At 65.4% G+C, this 17,436-nt stretch carries 14 protein-coding genes and 1 pseudogene; 11 read left to right on the forward strand and 4 right to left on the reverse strand.

Translation table 11 applies throughout. The features are described from left to right. The first annotated feature begins 3 nt into the window (after positions 1–3). The 11 genes and pseudogenes from ASC89_RS24815 (at position 4) to ASC89_RS24865 (ending at position 12,821) form a co-directional block, all read left to right on the forward strand. On the forward strand, positions 4–387 hold the full coding sequence (locus tag ASC89_RS24815) for a response regulator transcription factor (protein WP_055885841.1): 384 nt from the start codon (positions 4–6) through the stop codon (positions 385–387). 4 nt (positions 388–391) lie between these two features. Next, a complete protein-coding gene (locus ASC89_RS24820; protein ID WP_056003025.1) occupies positions 392–625 on the forward strand; it encodes a hypothetical protein in 234 nt (77 codons plus the stop codon). After that, positions 625–3,300 carry a sensor histidine kinase gene (locus ASC89_RS24825; RefSeq protein WP_056003028.1) on the forward strand — a complete coding sequence of 892 codons (2,676 nt, stop codon included), beginning with the start codon at positions 625–627 and terminating at the stop codon, positions 3,298–3,300. The genes ASC89_RS24820 and ASC89_RS24825 overlap by 1 nt, the downstream gene beginning before the upstream one ends. Positions 3,301–3,389: 89 nt before the next feature. After that, on the forward strand, positions 3,390–4,346 hold the full coding sequence (locus ASC89_RS24830) for a sugar-binding transcriptional regulator (RefSeq protein ID WP_056003031.1): 957 nt from the start codon (positions 3,390–3,392) through the stop codon (positions 4,344–4,346). Positions 4,347–4,603: 257 nt separating this feature from the next. Next, entirely contained in the window at positions 4,604–5,911 is a 1,308-nt protein-coding gene (locus ASC89_RS24835) for a sugar ABC transporter substrate-binding protein (protein ID WP_055885855.1), read from the forward strand. Positions 5,912–6,073: 162 nt separating this feature from the next. Beyond that, a complete protein-coding gene (locus tag ASC89_RS24840) occupies positions 6,074–6,946 on the forward strand; it encodes a carbohydrate ABC transporter permease (protein ID WP_056003034.1) in 873 nt (290 codons plus the stop codon). Between the two features lie 201 nt (positions 6,947–7,147). Further along, positions 7,148–7,972, forward strand: a complete 825-nt coding sequence (locus tag ASC89_RS24850) for a carbohydrate ABC transporter permease (RefSeq protein WP_056003040.1) — start codon at positions 7,148–7,150, stop codon at positions 7,970–7,972. A 10-nt stretch (positions 7,973–7,982) separates the two neighbouring features. Then, a complete protein-coding gene (locus ASC89_RS24855; protein ID WP_055885866.1) occupies positions 7,983–8,984 on the forward strand; it encodes an ABC transporter ATP-binding protein in 1,002 nt (333 codons plus the stop codon). Positions 8,985–9,002: 18 nt separating this feature from the next. Then, entirely contained in the window at positions 9,003–10,481 is a 1,479-nt protein-coding gene (locus ASC89_RS24860; protein ID WP_056003043.1) for a mannitol dehydrogenase family protein, read from the forward strand. Between the two features lie 63 nt (positions 10,482–10,544). Next, positions 10,545–11,162 (forward strand): annotated as a pseudogene (locus ASC89_RS29040) (HAD family hydrolase); the annotation flags it as partial. 72 nt (positions 11,163–11,234) lie between these two features. After that, the gene (locus ASC89_RS24865; protein ID WP_056003234.1) at positions 11,235–12,821 is read left to right on the forward strand and encodes an FGGY-family carbohydrate kinase; all 1,587 of its coding nucleotides are present in this window, start codon (positions 11,235–11,237) and stop codon (positions 12,819–12,821) included. Positions 12,822–13,281: 460 nt separating this feature from the next. Here ASC89_RS24865 and ASC89_RS24870 read toward each other — a convergent pair whose 3' ends face one another. From ASC89_RS24870 to ASC89_RS24885, 4 genes are all read right to left on the reverse strand, one after another. Beyond that, positions 13,282–14,124 carry a GNAT family N-acetyltransferase gene (locus ASC89_RS24870; protein ID WP_056003046.1) on the reverse strand — a complete coding sequence of 281 codons (843 nt, stop codon included), beginning with the start codon at positions 14,122–14,124 and terminating at the stop codon, positions 13,282–13,284. A 107-nt stretch (positions 14,125–14,231) separates the two neighbouring features. Next, on the reverse strand, positions 14,232–15,053 hold the full coding sequence (locus tag ASC89_RS24875; protein ID WP_056003049.1) for an ABC transporter permease: 822 nt from the start codon (positions 15,051–15,053) through the stop codon (positions 14,232–14,234). 1 nt (position 15,054) lies between these two features. Further along, positions 15,055–15,969 (reverse strand): ABC transporter permease, encoded by a 915-nt coding sequence (locus ASC89_RS24880; protein ID WP_056003052.1) that lies wholly within the window; start codon positions 15,967–15,969, stop codon positions 15,055–15,057. A 171-nt stretch (positions 15,970–16,140) separates the two neighbouring features. Further along, positions 16,141–17,436, reverse strand: coding sequence for a PotD/PotF family extracellular solute-binding protein (locus ASC89_RS24885; protein WP_055885885.1), 1,296 nt, complete (start codon positions 17,434–17,436; stop codon positions 16,141–16,143).

The following is a 17,436-nucleotide window of genomic DNA, read 5'->3' on the forward strand; positions in this document are numbered from 1 at the left end:
GATTTGGCTGTCGATGTTCTCATCGCCGAGGATGAGCCGAGCATTCTAAGATCGCTCGACTTTATCCTCCGCCGCGCCGGCTGGTCGATCGAAGCGGTCACCGACGGCGACGCCGCGCTCAGCGCGGTGCGCCGCAGCATGCCCAAAGTGCTGGTCCTCGACGTGATGCTACCCAAGCGCTCGGGCTTCGATGTACTGAAGCAGATCCGCGCCGATGACGCCTTGCGGCAGTTACCGGTGCTGATCCTCACCGCCAAGGGGCAGGCACAGGATCGCCGCACCGCCGAGGAGCTCGGCGCCGACCGGTTCGTCACCAAGCCCTATGCCAATGCCGAGGTGGTCGGGGCGGTGCGCGAACTGATGGGCCTCGCTCCGGCGGTGGAATAGACCGATGGAGCGCCGGAAGCTCGAAAGCGCGGCGCTGTTCCTCAGCCTCCTGGGTGTTTTGCTGATCCTGCCGCCACTCGCCGTGGTGTTCCAGCTCGAGCGGCGCCTGTTCGGCGTGCCGTTCGAGGTGATCTACCTGTTCGTTTGCTGGCTGGGGCTGATCGCCGCTGCCTTCTGGCTCGGCCGCCGCCTGCCGCGCGAAACCGAGGCCGAACCGCCAACCGAGGGCGAGGACTGATGCTGACGCCGGACGTGGTCATCGCCGTCGCCATCGGTTACGTCGGCCTCCTCTTCCTCATCGCCTATGTCAGCGACCGCCAGGCGCGTAACCACAAGGCGGCGTTCCTCCGCTCGCCCTTCATCTACACGCTCGCCATCTCGGTCTATTGCACCAGCTGGACGTTCTACGGCGCCGTCGGTTCGGCGGCGCGCAACGGGCTCGAATATCTCGCCATCTATCTCGGGCCGACGCTGGTGTTCATCGGCTGGTGGTTCGTACTGCGCCGGCTGGTGCGGATCAGCCACAAGCAGCGCATCACCTCTATCGCTGACCTGCTATCGGCGCGGTTCGGTAAATCGAGCCGCCTCGCTGTGCTGATCACCGTCATCGCGGTGATCGGCATCGCGCCCTATATCGCGCTGCAACTCAAGGCCGTCACCTCGTCGCTGCAGGCCATTGCCGGGGTCGGCGAGTTTCCCGGCCGGACGCTGCGCGGCATCGACGAGGTCGGGCTGGCGCTGGCGGTTGCGGCGGGGATGGCGCTGTTCACTATCTTGTTCGGCACACGCAATGTCGATGCCAAGGAGCAGCATCACGGCGTCGTCGCCGCCATCGCCTTCGAAGCCATCGTCAAACTCGCGGCGCTGCTGGCGATCGGCATCTTCGTCATCTATGCGGGTGGCGGGCTCGAAGCGATCTTCTCGCGCGCCGAAGCGGCCGGGATCGACATCTACTCGACCGGCAATTTCGACGACCGCTGGGTGGCAATGAACGTGCTTTCGGCGGCAGCCATCCTCTGCCTGCCGCGGCAGTTCCAGATCACCGTGGTCGAGAACTCCAACGAAAATCACCTGCGCACTGCCGGCTGGGCCTTTCCGGCCTACCTGCTGCTGATGAGCCTGTTCACCCTGCCGATCGCGCTGTTCGGGCTGACCTCGATGCCCGCGGGCGCCAACCCGGACATGTTCGTTCTCACCCTGCCGCTCTCGGCCGGACAGGAGGGCCTCGCGCTGTTCAGCTTTATCGGCGGCTTCTCGTCGGCCACCTCGATGATCATCGTCGAGTCGATTGCGCTCTCCATCATGGTCTCCAACCATATCGTCATGCCGATCGTGCTGCGGGTCACCCAAGGGCACGGCGTTGCCAGTGCCCGTGGCGTCAGCCGCCTGCTGCTCAACTCGCGCCGCTTCTCGATCGCGCTGATCCTCTTACTGGGGTTTTTGTATTTCTACCTGACGCGCGATTCCGACGCGCTGGCGCCGATCGGGCTGATCTCGTTCTGCGGCGTGGCGCAGTTCCTCCCCGCCATCATCGCGGCCCTGTTCTGGCGCGAGGCCTCGCTCAAGGCCGCGACATCAGCGGTTGCCGTCGGTTTCGTGGTCTGGGCCTGGTCGAGCTTCATGCCGTCGTTCCAGAGTTCGTCGCCGCTGGTGGCTCAGATCATGGCCGAAGGGCCGTGGGGGTTCACCTGGCTGCGGCCCGAGGCGCTGTTCGGCGTCGAGGATATCGACCCGCTGGTCAACGTGGTGTTCTGGAGCCTCTTGCTCAACACCGCGACGCTGGTGGTCGTTTCGCTCTTCACCTCGCAATCGGCGCTGGAACGGGTGCAGGCGGCGCTGTTTGCCGATCTGTTCCGCCGCCCCGGCACCGGCGCGCCGGCAGTGATCCGCGGCTCGGCGACGGTCGAGGATCTCTATTTCGTCGCCGAGCGGGTGCTGGGTTCGCCGCGCGCCAAGGCGCTGTTCGAGGGGGTGGCTGGCGCGCCGCCACCGCAGTTCATCGATCGGCTGGAGCGCGAGCTCGCCGGCTCGATCGGCGCCGCTTCGGCGCATGTGATGCTCAGCAAGGTGGTGTCGGGCGACGCGGTATCGCTCGAGGAAGTCTTCGAGATGGCCGGCGAGACCCGGCAGGTGATCGAATATTCGCAGGAGCTGGAGCGCACCTCGGCCGAGCTCCGCTCGACGGCGCAGAAACTGGAGGAAGCCAACACGCAGTTGCGCGCCATCGACACCGAGAAGGACGAGTTCCTGAGCCAGGTCAGCCACGAAGTGCGCACCCCGATGACCTCGATCCGCTCGTTCTCGGAGATCCTGCTCGAGGAGCAGAGGCTGACCGCCGACGAGCGGCAACGCTTCGTCAAGACCATCCATCAGGAGAGTCTCAGGCTCACCAAGCTGCTCGACGACATCCTGGGGATGAGCGCGCTCGATCACGGCGAGCATGGCTGGGACAACACGCCGATCGAGGCCGAGCGCTCGATCGATCGCGCCATTGAAGTCTGCTCGGCGCTGGCGCGGCAGCGCCGCATGCAGCTGACCGTCGGCAGCCGCGCGCCGAGCGCGGTGATCTCGGGCGAACCCGACCGGCTCTGCCAGGTGCTGATCAACCTCGTCTCCAACGCCATCAAATACAATGATGCGGCCGAGCCGATGGTCGAAGTCCGCTCCCGCACCGGGCGCGGGCGCTACCTGATCGAAGTCGCCGATAACGGCCCCGGCATCCCCAAAGCCGAGCGTAAACTGATCTTCGAAAAGTTCGCGCGTGGGCAATCGGGCGGCGTCACCGCGCCCGCCGGGGCCGGCCTCGGCCTCGCCATTTCGCGCCAGCTGATCGAGCGGATGAACGGCAAGCTGGAACTGCTGCCGGCCACCGGCCAGGGCGCCTGCTTCCGCATCACCCTACCCCTGCTGTAGAAGCAGGTTTGCCAGGCGGCGGGGGCGATTTGGGCTTGCGATTATTCGCCCGCTCGATGAGTATCCGCCCAATCGGAGGGCAAAGCTTCATGGCTCGTCAAGACACAGCTGTCACGCGTCTCGACGATGCGGCCAGGGCGGGGTGGCTCTACTACGTCGCCGGCAACAATCAGGAGCAGATCGCCAAAAAGCTCGGCGTGTCGCGCCAGACGGCGCAGCGGCTGGTGTCGCTGTCGGTGAGCGAGGGGCTGGTGCGGGTGCGGCTGGACCATCCGATCGGGCGCTGCATGGAACTGGCCGAGCAGCTGCAGAAGCGCTACGCGCTCGATTTCGCCGAGGTGGTGCCGACCGATCCCGAGGCGCCCGGGGCGATCCATGGCGTGGCGATCGCCGCCGCGGCCCAGATCGAGCGCTGGCTCAGGAGCGACACGCCGACGGTGATGGCGATCGGCACGGGGCGAACGCTGAAAGCGGCGATTGAGCAGCTGACGCCGATGGAGGCGCCGCAGCACAAGATCGTGTCGCTGACCGGCTCGATCGCCCCCGACGGCTCGGCTGCCTTTTACAACGTGATCTTCAACATCGCCGAGACGGTGAAGGCGCGCAGTTTCCCTATGCCGCTGCCGGTCATCGCCTCGTCGGCGGCCGAGCGCGACATGCTGCTGAGCCAGCCGATGATCCGCGAAACCCATACCCTGGCGCAGCAGGCCAATGTCACCTTCGTCGGCATCGGCGACCTCGGTCCCGAGGCGCCGCTGGTGGTGGATGGCTTCATTTCGCCGGCCGAACTGAAGCTCCTGCAGAAGGCCGGGGCGGTCGGTGAGATCGTCGGCTGGGCGTTCGATGCGCAGGGCAAATTCATCAGCGGGCTGACCAATGACCGCGTCGCCTCAGCGCCATTGCCGTCGCGGGAGAGCTCGACGGTGGTGGCAACGGCGGTCGGCGAGCGCAAGGTGCCCGGCATCCGGGCCGCGCTGACCCGCCGGCTGGTCAATGGCCTGATCACCGACGAGCAGACCGCCGAGGCGATTCTCGCGGCTGATTAGGGCGCTTTCTGCCGCACCAGCGGGGCTAGTTGGCCTCGGCCTTGACCTACCCACCGGATGTCATCGTGGTTGGGGGCCGGCATCGGCGAAACACCCCAACGGATCTGCCGTTTTCCAACAGCGAAAAACGAACCTAAGCGGGATGCCGAACGCATCACCCTCCGGATTCCCGCGTTTTCCACCCGCTTGACATCATACTAAAGTTTGTGAGTAATTGCTCAACGGCGAGACAAATGCTCGCCTATGGGAGGACATTGATGAAACTGCTTCCGCTTTTCTCGAGCGCGCTGGTGCTTGCGCTCGGCTCGACGGCCTATGCCCAGACCACCCTCACCATCGCCACCGTGAACAATGGCGATATGGTTCGCATGCAGGGGCTGACCGACGATTTCACCGCCAAGAACCCGGATATCCAGCTGCAGTGGGTGACGCTCGAGGAGAATATCCTGCGCGAGCGCGTCACCACCGATATCGCCACCAAGGGCGGCCAGTTCGACGTGATGACCATCGGCACCTACGAAGTGCCGATCTGGGCCAAGAACAGCTGGCTGTTGCCGCTCGACAATCTCGGCGATGCCTATGATGTCGACGATCTGCTGCCGGCCATCCGCGGCGGGCTCAGCGCCGACGGCAAGCTCTACGCCGCGCCGTTCTACGGCGAGTCGAGCTTCATCATGTATCGCAAGGACCTGATGGAGAAGGCTGGGCTGACCATGCCGGATGCCCCGACCTGGGACTTCGTTGCCGACGCCGCCCGCAAAATGACCGACCGCGCCGCCGAGATTAACGGCATCTGCCTGCGCGGTAAGGCCGGCTGGGGCGAGAACATGGCGTTCCTGACCGCGATGTCGAACTCGTTCGGCGCGCGCTGGTTCGACGAGGCCTGGAAGCCGCAGTTCGACCAGCCTGAATGGAAGAACACGCTGCAGTTCTACGTCGATCTGATGAAGGATGCCGGCCCGGTCGGCGCCTCCTCGAACGGCTTCAACGAGAACCTGACGCTGTTCCAGCAGGGCAAGTGCGGCATGTGGATCGACGCCACCGTCGCCGCCTCGTTCGTCACCAACGCCAAGGAATCGACGGTGGCCGACAAGGTTGGTTTCGCTCTCGCCCCCGACACCGGGCTCGGCAAGCGCGGTAACTGGCTGTGGGCCTGGTCGCTCGCCATCCCGGCCGGCTCGCAGAAGGCCGATGCGGCGCAGAAGTTTATCTCCTGGGCAACCAGCAAGGACTACCTGGCGCTGGTCGCCGCCAAGGAAGGCTGGGCCAACGTTCCGCCGGGCACCCGCACCTCGCTCTATACCAACGCCGACTACCAGGCCGCGGCGCCCTTCGCCAAGATGACGCTCGACTCGATCAACGCGGCGGACCCGACCAATCCGGCGGTGAAGCCGGTGCCCTATACCGGCGTGCAGTTCGTCGCCATCCCCGAGTTCGCCGGCATGGCGACCACGGTCGGCCAGTTGTTCTCGGCCGCACTCGCCGGCTCGACCAGCGTCGATGACGCACTGGCCCAGGCACAGCAGTCCGTCGACCGCGAGATGAAGGCGGCCGGCTACTACTGAGGTCCCTCCTCCCGAGCGACTGCCCGGCGGCCAGGCTGCCGGGCTTCTTCGGATCAGGGCTGCGCTCGCCGGAGCCTACCCCACGCGGGCGTCATACTGGCGCGGGGGATAGATTGCGCAAGATTGCCGGTGGGGACCGGCGCATTTGGGGGAAACAGCATCATGGCCACCAAGCAGTCACATCGCCTCGCCCGCTGGATGATGGCGCCTTCGGTCTTCGTGCTGCTGATCTGGATGATCGTGCCGCTGGCCCTGACCATCTGGTTTGCCTTCCAGCGCTACCGGCTCACCAACCCCAACATCAAGGGTTTCGCCGGTTTCGCGAACTTCGAGTTCTTCGTCACCGATCCCGCCTTCTGGCCGGCCATCATCAACACACTGCTGATCGTCGTCGGCGTGCTGGTGATCACGGTGGGTCTCGGTATCCTCCTCGCCTTGCTGCTCGACCAGCCGATCTGGGGCCAGGGCATCGTCCGTATCCTGATGATCTCGCCCTTCTTCGTCATGCCGCCGGTGGCGGCGGTGGTCTGGAAGCACGAGCTGATGAACCCGACCTGGGGCGTATTCGCCGCGGTCTCACGGTTTTTCGGGCAGGAGCCGGTCAACTGGCTCGGCAATTACCCGCTGCTGTCGATCATCGTCATCGTCGCCTGGCAGTGGCTGCCGTTCGCGACACTGATCCTCCTGACGGCGATGCAATCGCTGAGCGAGGAACAGAAGGAGGCGGCCGAAATGGACGGCGCTAATGTGTTCCGGCGCTTCTGGTACATCATCCTGCCGCACCTGGCGCGGGCGATCACCGTGGTGATCCTGATCCAGACGATCTACCTGCTCGGCGTCTATGCAGAGATCCAGATCACCACCGGCGGCGGCCCGGGCTTCGCCAGCACCAACCTGCCGTTCCTGATCTACAACACCGGCGTCCTGGGCGGAAACATCGGCGCCGGCGCGGCTGGCGGGTTGGTGGCCGTGGTGCTCGCCAACATCGTCGCGATCTTCCTGATGCGGGCGGTGGGGAGGAATTTGGATGCGTGAGATTATCAGTGTCGTCACGCGGCCATCACTCGCAGACGCCCCCCTCCCATCCTCCCCCATGAAGGGGGAGGTGCCGGCCGGTGGTCGGCGCACGATCGAGCCCCAGTCTCAACTCTTCACCTCCCCCTTCATGGGGGAGGCCGGGAGGGGCCCGTCTCTATCAGTCAGGGCGACCGCGCCGCGTATCGAGGGAGAACTCTAATGGCCCGCGCCGTATCCACGCGCCGCAAGCTCACCATGACGATCCTCGTCTGGCTGGTGGCGCTGATCGTCTTCTTTCCGATCCTCTACACCATCATCACCAGTTTGAAGACCGAGGGTGAAGCCGCGGCCGGGTTCTCGATGCTCCCGTCCTTCACCTTCGAGAGCTATGCGGCGGTGCTCGACCAGCAGGATTACTTCCGGCCGTTCTTCAACTCGGTGGTGATCTCGATCGGTTCCACCATCGTGGCGCTGCTGATCGCGGTGCCGGCGGCCTGGGCGATGGCGTTCACGCCGACGCCGAAAACCCGCGACGTGCTGATGTGGATGCTCTCGACCAAGATGATGCCGGCCGCAGGCGTCCTGGTGCCGATGTACCTGATCTTTCTCAACACCGGGCTGCTCGATACGCTCTTGGGGCTCACCATCATCCTGACGCTGGTGAACCTGCCGATCGTGGTGTGGATGCTCTACACCTACTTCAAGGAAATCCCGGTCGATATCCTCGAGGCGGCGCGCATGGATGGCGCAACGCTGGGCAAGGAATTGGTCTATGTGCTGCTGCCGATGGCGGTGCCGGGCATCGCCTCGACGCTGCTGCTCAACGTCATCCTCGCCTGGAACGAGGCGTTCTGGACGTTGAGGCTTTCCACCGATGATGCGGCGCCGCTGACCGCCTTCATTGCATCGTTCTCTTCGCCGCAAGGCCAATTCCTCGCCAAGCTTTCCGCCGCGTCGGTGCTGGCGATCCTGCCGATCCTGCTGCTGGGCTGGTTCAGCCAGAAGCAGCTGGTACGCGGTCTCACCTTCGGCGCCGTGAAATAGGGGATTTCAGATGGGCTCCATCACACTCGAACACGTCAACAAGACCTTCGGTGGCCATCCGGTCATCCCCGATGTTTCGCTCGAAATCGAGGACGGCGAGTTCGTCGTCTTCGTCGGGCCCTCGGGGTGCGGCAAGTCGACTCTCCTCCGACTGATCGCCGGCCTCGAGGACACGACCTCCGGAGCGATCAAGCTCGACGGTGTCGACGTCACCGACAAGGGTCCGGCGCATCGCGGCCTCGCCATGGTGTTCCAGTCCTACGCGCTCTACCCGCATATGACGGTGCGCCAGAACATCGCCTTTCCGCTGAAGATGGCCAATATCGACAAGGCGATCGCCGAGCAGAAGGTGGCGGATGCGGCACGGGTGCTGAACCTCACCGACTATCTTGATCGAAAGCCCCGGGCGCTGTCCGGCGGGCAGCGCCAGCGCGTCGCTATCGGCCGCGCCATCGTGCGCCAGCCCAAGGCGTTCCTGTTCGACGAGCCGCTGTCGAACCTCGATGCGGCGCTGCGCGTCAACATGCGCATCGAGATCACCGAACTGCACCAGCAGCTGAAGACCACCATGGTCTATGTGACGCATGACCAGGTCGAGGCCATGACCATGGCCAACCGCATCGTGGTGCTGAATGCCGGGCGGGTCGAGCAGTTCGGCACGCCGCTCGAACTCTACAAGAGTCCGGCCAACCGGTTCGTCGCCGGCTTTATCGGTTCGCCCAAGATGAATTTCCTCGAAGGCGCCGCGGCCGGCAAGTACCAGGCCGAGGCGATCGGCGTCAGGCCGGAGCATGTGCGCATCTCGCGTGACGCGGGGGAGTGGCAGGGCAAGGTCGGCGTGGCCGAGCACCTTGGCTCCGACACCTTCCTCCACGTCCATGTCGATGGCGTCGGCCTCCAGACGGTGCGCACCGGCGGCGAGAACGACTATCATCCCGGCGAACAGGTATGGCTCTCGCCCGAGCCGGGCCGTATCTATCGCTTCGACCGCGCCGGCCAGGCGCTCCGCTGACCACGCAGGAATAGACCCATGCCGCTAGAACTCTCCGCCGAAGACCTGCCGGAGATCGCTGCCGTCGCCAGCGTGCCCCGCTACCAGCGCGGCTCGCTGACACCGGGAATCGTGCATTTCGGTGTCGGCAATTTTCATCGCGCCCACCAGGCGGTGTATCTCGATAGCCTGTTCAACCTGGGGCTCGACCACGACTGGGCCCTGGTCGGCGCGGGCGTCCGGGCCAACGACGCCGAGATGCGAGAGAAGCTCCTGGGGCAGGATTACCTCACCACCGTGGTGGAACAGGAAGCGGGCGGAACCAGCGCCCGGGTCACCGGCGCAATGATCGACTTCCTGCCGGTCGGAGACCTCGCTGCAATCAGCGAAACGCTGGCCGACCCGAAAGTCCGGATCGTCTCGCTCACCGTCACCGAGGGCGGCTACTATATCGATCCGGCCTCGCAGCAGTTCGACGTAGACCACCCCGATATCGTCGCCGACAGCGTCAACCCGGAGGCACCGAAGACGGTGTTCGGGCTGATCCTCCTCGGCCTGCAGCTGCGCCGTGAGCGCGGCATCCAGCCGTTTACGGTGATGAGCTGCGACAATATCCCGGGTAACGGCCACGTCACTGAGAATGCCGTGGCAGGGCTCGCCGAGCTGATCAGCCCGGAGCTCGCCGGCTGGGTGCGGGAGTCGGTGGCTTTCCCCAACGGCATGGTCGATCGCATTACCCCGGCCACCGGGCAGCGTGAGCGTGACGCGCTCGAGGCCGATTTCGGCATTGTCGATGCCTGGCCGGTGTTCTGCGAAGAGTTCAAGCAGTGGGTGCTGGAAGATCACTTCCCGGCCGGCCGCCCGGCGCTCGAAAAGGTCGGGGTGCAGTTCGTCGCTGATGTGGCGCCCTACGAGCACATGAAGATCCGCATTCTCAATGGCGGGCACGCCACCATCGCCTACCCGGCCGGATTGCTCGACATCCATTTCGTGCATGAGGCAATGGAGCATCCGCTGGTTCGGGCCTTCCTCGAAAAGGTCGAGCGCGAGGAGATCGTGCCGGTGGTGCCGCCAGTGCCCGACACCGATCTCGGTGACTATTACAAGCTGATCGAGCGGCGGTTCTCGAACCCGAAGATCGGCGACACCATCCAGCGGCTCTGCCTCGACGGCTCGAACCGGCAGCCCAAATTCATCCTGCCCTCGGCAGCGGATCGGTTGGCGGCGGGTCAGTCGGTGACCGGGCTGGCGCTGGTCTCGGCGCTGTGGGCCCGCTACTGCTATGGCGAAAGCGACAGCGGCAAGCCGATCCCACCGAACGATCCGAACTGGGAGCGCCTGACGGCGCTGGCCACCGAGGCCAAAACCGATCCGGTGGCATGGCTGTCGATGGGCGATATCTTCGGGCCGCTCGCCAGCAACCCAACCTATGTCGCGGCCTTCACCACGGCGCTGTCGAGCCTCTGGTCACGGGGGACCAAGGCGACGCTCGAAGCGTATCTCGACGGAGTGCTCTAGGCTTCTGAGAGCAACCTTGCCGAAGCGGATGTCGCCCGGCTACCGATAAGCCGGGAGGGCAGCATGGCGCCGATCAAGCTCGTCATCTTCGACTGCGACGGCGTGCTGGTGGACAGCGAGCCGCTGGCGATGCGGATGCTGCTCGAGCTGATCGCCGAGCAGGGCATCGCCATCGAACGCGAGGTGGCGTTCCGCTCCTATCTGGGGCGCAGCCTTGCCTCGATCTCCGAAAGCCTGAACCAGAGCCATGGGGCACACCTCAGCGACGCCTCGCTCAGCGGCATGCGCGACCGGCTCTATGCGCTCTACCGGCGCGAGTTGAAGCCGACCGGCTGGATCGGCGAGGTGCTGGCGGGGCTCGAGCTGCCATTCTGCGTCGCCTCATCGAGCCAGCTCGAACGGATCCGGCTGAGCCTCGAGCTCACCGGCCTCCTGCCCCGCTTCGAGGGACACGTCTACTCGGCCAGCATGGTCAAGAACGGCAAGCCGGCGCCCGACCTGTTTCTCCACGCGGCGCGTGAGATGGGCGTCGCGCCGGAACACTGCCTCGTCATCGAAGACTCGCCGGCCGGTATCCTCGCGGCGCAGGCGGCCGGCATGCGGGTCTTCGCCTATGTCGGCGGCAGCCATATCGAACCAAGCGGCCTCCGGCCCGAGATCGAGGCGCTGGTCCCCGATGCGATCATCGAGGACATGCGGTCGCTGCCCGGGCTCCTGGAACTCCACGCAGCGCGCGAAACAGGCGAGGCGGCGATGCTGGTTGCCGTGGATGTGGGGACGGCAAGCGCGCGGGCCGGCCTCGTCACGCCGTCGGGGCGTCTGGTCAGTCGGGCGGAACACCCGTTAGAACTGAACCGGGTCGGCTCGGACATCGCCGAATACGATTCCGAGCAGATCTGGGATGCGGTCGCCGAGGCGGTGCGCACGGCGATGCGGCTGGCGGGCGTCGCGGCGCACGAGGCGAGAGGGATCAGCTTCGACGCGACCTGCTCGCTGGTGGTGCGCGATGGCGTCGGCGCTCCCCTGCCCGTCAGCCCTGGCGGCGCCTCGCGCTGGGACACCATTGCCTGGTTCGATCACCGGGCGCAGGCCGAGGCGGAGGCATGCACGGCAAGCGGCCATCGGGTGCTCGATTTCATCGGCGGCACGATGTCGCCGGAGATGGAAGTGCCCAAACTGATGTGGCTGAAGCGCCATACGCCCGAAAGCTGGGCCCGGGCCGGCCAGATCTTCGACCTCGTCGATTTCCTGAGCTGGAAGGCGTCGGGGTCGAATGCGCGCTCGGAGTGCACGCTCACCTGCAAATGGACCTATCTCACGCATGAGAGCCCGAGCTGGCAGCGGGATTTTCTTGCAGCCATGGGCCTCGATGAGCTGTTTGAGCGCGCCGGGCTGCCCGAGACGGCGAGCCGGATCGGCCAGTCACTGGGGCCGATGACGGCCGCTGCCGCGGCGAAGCTTGGCCTCACGCCCCGCTGCGTCGTCGGCGTCGGCCTGATCGATGCCCATGCCGGCGCGCTCGGGGCGCTGGCGAGCTTTGCCAAGGACCCCGCCAACCTCCACCGGCATATGGCGCTGATCGCCGGAACGTCGAGCTGCGTGATGGCGCTGTCCGACCAGCCGATGCCGACCCCGGGCATCTGGGGCCCCTATCATAACGCCGTGCTGCCCGGCACCTGGCTCAACGAAGCCGGCCAATCGGCGACCGGCGCCCTGCTCGACCACGTGCTGCGCACGCATGCGGCGGGGGGCGACCCCACTCCGGAGCTGCACCGCCAGGTGATCCAGCGGGTGGCCGAACTGCGGGCCAGCGAGGGCCCCGACCTGGCGCCGCAGCTCAATGTGCTGCCGGACTTTCACGGCAATCGCTCGCCGCTGGCCGACCCACGCGCCCTGGGGGTGATTTCGGGCCTGTCGCTGGACAGCGATTTCGACAGCCTCTGCCGCCTCTACTGGCGCACCGCAGTGGCGATCGCCGTGCAGGTCCGGCACATCCTCGATACCCTCACCGCGCGCGGCTACGGCATCGAAACCCTGCACGTCACCGGCGGGCATAGCCACAACCCGCTGCTGATGGAACTCTATGCCGATGCGGCCCGCTGCACGGTGGTGGTGTCGACGGCGGAGGATCCAACTTTGCTCGGTGTTGCTATGGTGGCGGCCACCGCAGCGGGCCTACATGCCGATCTGCCCGCCGCCGCTGCGGCAATGGCGCAGCCCAGCACGGAACTTTCGCCCCACCCCGAAGCGCGCGCCGGGCTCGAGCGCGACTATCGCATCCAGCTCGCTATGCAGCGCCATCGCGCCGAGCTTGTCGCGTTGGGGATCGCTGGAACCTGATACGTCAAACAACGAGCCGGCCAGCCTGATCAGATACGATCAGGCTGGCCGGCAGGAACGAAGACGGGGCCACGGGCCTTGCCGGAACCCATCAGCATGGCCACCGCACCGTGGCCGAGCCGTCCAGCTTCGTGGTTGAGAAGTTGATGCGGTACTCGGCGTCACCGGTTGCCCGGTAGATCTCGGATCGGTGGGAGCCTTGAAATTGATGCGATTGTTACCGGCACCAAGGTGAATGTCGTCGATCCCGTCAGAGCGAATCCCGGAGATCGCGACGCGCTTTGGGGGGACACAGGTCAGACTCGCACAGCGCCACCGCGCCAGCCTGTCTCGTTGGCAGCAGCGGGCCAAAGTCGCCGCAACCAACCTCCGGTACTGACGGCGCCCGCTGGGACTCCAGGCGGGCCTACCAAGGAACAGCGGGGAGCAGCGAGGCCGGCACCAGTTCACGCCGTTGGTCTCAGCCGAGCTCCAGGGTCGTGATGCCGAATATCTCGTCGAGCGTGAGCGCCGGCGCCGCGCCGAGGTACATGCGGGCGGTTTCGAAGGCGGGGGTGAGGCCGAGGCGGCGGGCCATCGCGGCGGCGGCGCGATTGGGCTCGGGGATGTCGATGAAGATCATGTCGGTGGCTGCGGGGGTCACCAGCGTCGCCAGCAAGGTCTCGGCGATCGCCGGGGTATCAGCGAAGAGCGGGCCGATCTTCCAGCCGTCGACGCAGCGGCGGATGGTGCCGAAGCCGCGCAGCGCGCCGTCTTCGAAATAGCCCTCGGTCTGGCGCGACGGCGACGGGGCGAGCCAGGCTTTGAGGAAGCGCTGGCGGTCGGCGGCGACGTGCTTATTGTCATAAGCCAGGACGGCGTCCATGTCGGTGACCTCGGTCGGCCGGACGAAGGAGCGGGTCGTGACCAGGCCGCGAAGCGAGCCGCCCCAGCGCACAGTCTTGTGGGCGAAGGCGAAGCCGGATTTGCGGTAATTGTCCTGCTGCGCCACGACACCATCGAGCCCGATGGTGCGGCCGGCGGCGCTGGCGATGCCGGCGTCCCAGATGGCCTTGCCGTAGCCTTTGCCGCGGTGCGCCGGGTGGACGATGTAGAGGCCGAGGAAGGCGAAATCCGATCCGTATTTGATGACCGAAATGCAGCCGATGCGAACGGTGCCCAGCCAGCCCATCAGGAAGCCGCCGGGATCCTGCGCGTAGAAGGCGCCGGCATCGTCGAGCCCCGGGTTCCAGCCTTCGTCGCGGGCCCAGCCGAGCGCCACGTCGAGGTCGCTCAAGGTCATCGGTCGGATGGTCAGGTTCATGCCGCCAGCGTAGGCGCAAACAGGCCCGCTTGCGAAGTGCCCGAGCTCAGCGCCACCAACCTTTCGGCGGGTTTGACGGCGACACCATCGATCAGCAACAGCCGCATCTAGGCGCGCGCCCGCTTGCGCCTGATGAGCAGGATGATCCCCAGCGTCAGGAGGATCACGGCGAAAGAGAACAGCGTCGTCACCGTTCCCAGGGCGTAAAGCACCGGCGTCGTGACATTGGTGGTCATGCCGTAGATCTCGAGCGGCAGCGTGTTGAACGTGCCGGCGGTCATCAGTGTGCGGGCGAACTCGTCGTAGGACAGGCTGAAGCCGAACAGGCCGACGCCGATCAGGCTGGGGGCGATCATCGGCAGCAGCACGTGGCGGAAGGTCTGCCACGGTGAGGCGCCAAGGTCGCGCGCGGCCTCCTCGTAGGACGGCGAGAAGCGATTGAAGACGGCGAACATGATCAGCACGCCGAAGGGCAGCGTCCAGGTCAGGTGCGCGCCGAAGCCCGAGGTCCACCAGGCGGGGCGGAAGCCGATCTGCTGGAACAGCACACCGATGCCGAGGCTGACGATGATCGAGGGAACGACGAGGCTGGCGATGGTCAGGTAAAAGAGCGGCGTGCCGCCGAGAAACCTGCGGCGAAAGGCGAGCCCCGCGAGCAGCGCGACGAGGACGGTCGAGACCATGACCATCAGCCCGAGCAGCAGCGAACGGCTGAAGCTGGCGCCGAAATCGCCGACCGCCTGCTTTTCGAACAGATTGCCGAACCAGTGCACCGAAACGCCGTTGAGCGGGAAGGTGAGACCGCCGTTGGGCCCCTGGAACGAGAGGATGAAGATCGCCGACATCGGACCGTAAAGGAACAGCACGAAGAGCGCGAAGAAGGCGGCGAGGATATAAAAGCTGAACGGGCGTTTCTCGCGCTGCTGCATCTCAGAGCTCCTTGCGGATGTCGACGATACGCAGGATGCCCCCGACCAGCAGCAGCACCAGGACGAGCAGCACGACGGCGTTGGCCGCGGCGGCGGGATATTGCAGCAGGGACATCTGGTTCTTCATCATCAGCGCCACGGAAGCGCTTTGTCCGCCGCTCATCACCTGCACGGTGGAGAAATCCGCCATCACCAGGGTCACCACGAAGATGGTGCCGATCGCCATGCCGGGCTTGGCCAGCGGCAGGATGACGTTCCACATGATCTGCCACGCACTGGCCCCGGCGTCGCGCGCCGCCTCGATCAGCGAGCGGTCGATGCGCATCAGCGTGTTGAAGATCGGGGTGACCATGAAGAGCGTGAACAGGTGCACCATGGCCAGCACCACGGCGAAATCGGAATAGAGCAGCCATTCGATCGGCTGCGAGATGACCCCCATCTCGACCAGCGTCGAATTGACCAGGCCATTGCGGCCCAGCACCGGAATCCACGAGATCATGCGGATGATGTTGGAGGTGAGGAACGGCACGGTGCAGACGAGGAACAGCACCATCTGCATGGTCGCCGACCTGACGTGGAAGGCGAGAAAATAGGCGACCCAGAAGCCGATGAAGAGCGTCAGCGCCCAGACGATGGCCGCGAATTTCAGCGTATTGAGATAGGTCTTCCAGGTGACCCAGGAGCCGAGCGTCTCGACATAGTTGGTGAAGACGAAGCCCGGATACATCCGGGCAAAATCGTAGTCCCAGAAACTGACGAAGACGAGCAGCAGGATCGGCAGCAGCAGGAAGAACCCGAGGATCAGGCAGAGCGGGATCGACTGGAGGTACGAGGCGAGCCGGCCGAAGGAGAGCGGCGTTTTGCGCGTCTTCGGCTTGCTGGTCGGCACGGCGATGGATTGATCGGCGACGGCCATTTTGGCTCCCGGCTATCAGTCAGGTCACCCTCCCCCTTGCGGGGAGGGATGGGGTGGGGGGCGCAGCACGCTCGGTGCAAGCATCTCCCCCCGCCCTAGTTTCGCTACGGACCTGTCGGTCCCAGCTGCACTACCCTCCCCGCGAGGGGGAGGGTGGCGGTCGGTGGCTCATCAGGCCGCGATGAACTCGTTCCAGCGCGTGACCATGTAGCGGTCCTCATCCATCACCGAGTTCCAGCAGGCGACGTGGCCCATGCGCTCGAGGAAGGAACCGCCGTCGCGCACGGCGCCGGCCTTTTCCATCACCGCGCCATCGGGCGACAGGATGTCGCCGACTGCTGCCTTGCCTTCGATCCAGAAGCCCCATTCGTCTTCCGACATGTACTCCTTGGCGGTGTCCATGGCCGCCGAGTAGTAGCCCTGGCGGTTGAGGTAACCACCGACCCAGCCCGAGGTGTACCAGTTGATGTACTCGTAGGCCGCGTCGAGCTGGGCGCCCGAGAGATGTGCGGCAAGGCCGAGGCCGCCGCCCCAAGAACGATAGCCTTCCTTGAGCGGCTGGTACTTGCAGGCGATGCCCTTGGAGCGCACGGCGGCGACGGCCGGCGACCACATGGACTGGATCACCACTTCGCCCGACGCCATCAGGTTGACGCTCTCGTCGAAGCTCTTCCAGAAGGCGCGGAACTGGCCATCCTGCTTGGCCTTGATCAAGAAATCGATGGTCGCATCGATCTCCGCCTTGGTCATGTTGCCCTTGTCGGCATATTTGATGTTGCCCATCGCCTCCATGATCATGGCCGCATCCATGATGCCGATCGAGGGGATGTTGAGGATCGAGGTCTTGCCCTTGAAGGCGGGGTCCATGATGTCGGCCCAGGTGGTGATCTCGCGGCCGACGAGGTCAGGGCGGATGCCCAGCGTGTCGGCGTTGTAGATGGTCGGGACCATGGTGAAAAAGCCGGTCTCCGCCTTGGCGAATTCCTTGGAATCCGGTGCATCGACATAGCCGACGGTGTGCGGCGCGGTGCCCTGGGCGATGACACTGTCGGGCGTCAGCTTGCCGGTTTTGAACAGCGGCACGATCTTGTCGTAGTATTTGAGCTTGGTCACATCCATCGGCTGGATCACGCCGGTCGGGTAGACCTTCTTGAGGATCCAGTATTCGATATCGGCGATGTCGTAGCTGTCGGGCTGGGTGACGGCGCGCTGCGCGGCCGCATCGGAATCGGTCGCGGTCATTTCGAGCGTGATGCCCAGGTCCGCTTTGCACTTTTCGGCGATGGCGTTGAGGTTCGACACACCGGTGCCGAACTGGCGCAGGGTGATCGGGTTCTGCGCCCAGACCGTCGGGAAACCACCCAGGGCGCCGGCGCCCGCGGCAGCGCCGGCCAGCGCGGCCGCTCCCTTGAGCATGCTGCGTCGCGAAATCATGGCCGCCTTGGCCGTCTTGCTGGATTCAGTCAT

The sequence above is a fragment of the Devosia sp. Root413D1 genome (genome assembly GCF_001425235.1).
In the GTDB taxonomy this organism is placed as follows: domain Bacteria; phylum Pseudomonadota; class Alphaproteobacteria; order Rhizobiales; family Devosiaceae; genus Devosia_A.

Bases quoted from the DNA above. Each gene is read 5' to 3' on its own strand.
- ASC89_RS24830 (WP_056003031.1), top strand. From the start codon at position 3,390: ATGGCTCGTCAAGACACAGCTGTCACGCGTCTCGACGATGCGGCCAGG.
- ASC89_RS24855 (WP_055885866.1), top strand. From the start codon at position 7,983: ATGGGCTCCATCACACTCGAACACGTCAACAAGACCTTCGGTGGCCAT.
- ASC89_RS24825 (WP_056003028.1), top strand. From the start codon at position 625: ATGCTGACGCCGGACGTGGTCATCGCCGTCGCCATCGGTTACGTCGGC.
- ASC89_RS24840 (WP_056003034.1), top strand. From the start codon at position 6,074: ATGGCCACCAAGCAGTCACATCGCCTCGCCCGCTGGATGATGGCGCCT.
- ASC89_RS24850 (WP_056003040.1), top strand. From the start codon at position 7,148: ATGGCCCGCGCCGTATCCACGCGCCGCAAGCTCACCATGACGATCCTC.
- ASC89_RS24870 (WP_056003046.1), bottom strand. From the start codon at position 14,124: ATGAACCTGACCATCCGACCGATGACCTTGAGCGACCTCGACGTGGCG.
- ASC89_RS24820 (WP_056003025.1), top strand. From the start codon at position 392: ATGGAGCGCCGGAAGCTCGAAAGCGCGGCGCTGTTCCTCAGCCTCCTG.
- ASC89_RS24880 (WP_056003052.1), bottom strand. From the start codon at position 15,969: ATGGCCGTCGCCGATCAATCCATCGCCGTGCCGACCAGCAAGCCGAAG.
- ASC89_RS24835 (WP_055885855.1), top strand. From the start codon at position 4,604: ATGAAACTGCTTCCGCTTTTCTCGAGCGCGCTGGTGCTTGCGCTCGGC.
- ASC89_RS24860 (WP_056003043.1), top strand. From the start codon at position 9,003: ATGCCGCTAGAACTCTCCGCCGAAGACCTGCCGGAGATCGCTGCCGTC.
- ASC89_RS24865 (WP_056003234.1), top strand. From the start codon at position 11,235: ATGCTGGTTGCCGTGGATGTGGGGACGGCAAGCGCGCGGGCCGGCCTC.
- ASC89_RS24885 (WP_055885885.1), bottom strand. From the start codon at position 17,436: ATGACTGAATCCAGCAAGACGGCCAAGGCGGCCATGATTTCGCGACGC.
- ASC89_RS24875 (WP_056003049.1), bottom strand. From the start codon at position 15,053: ATGCAGCAGCGCGAGAAACGCCCGTTCAGCTTTTATATCCTCGCCGCC.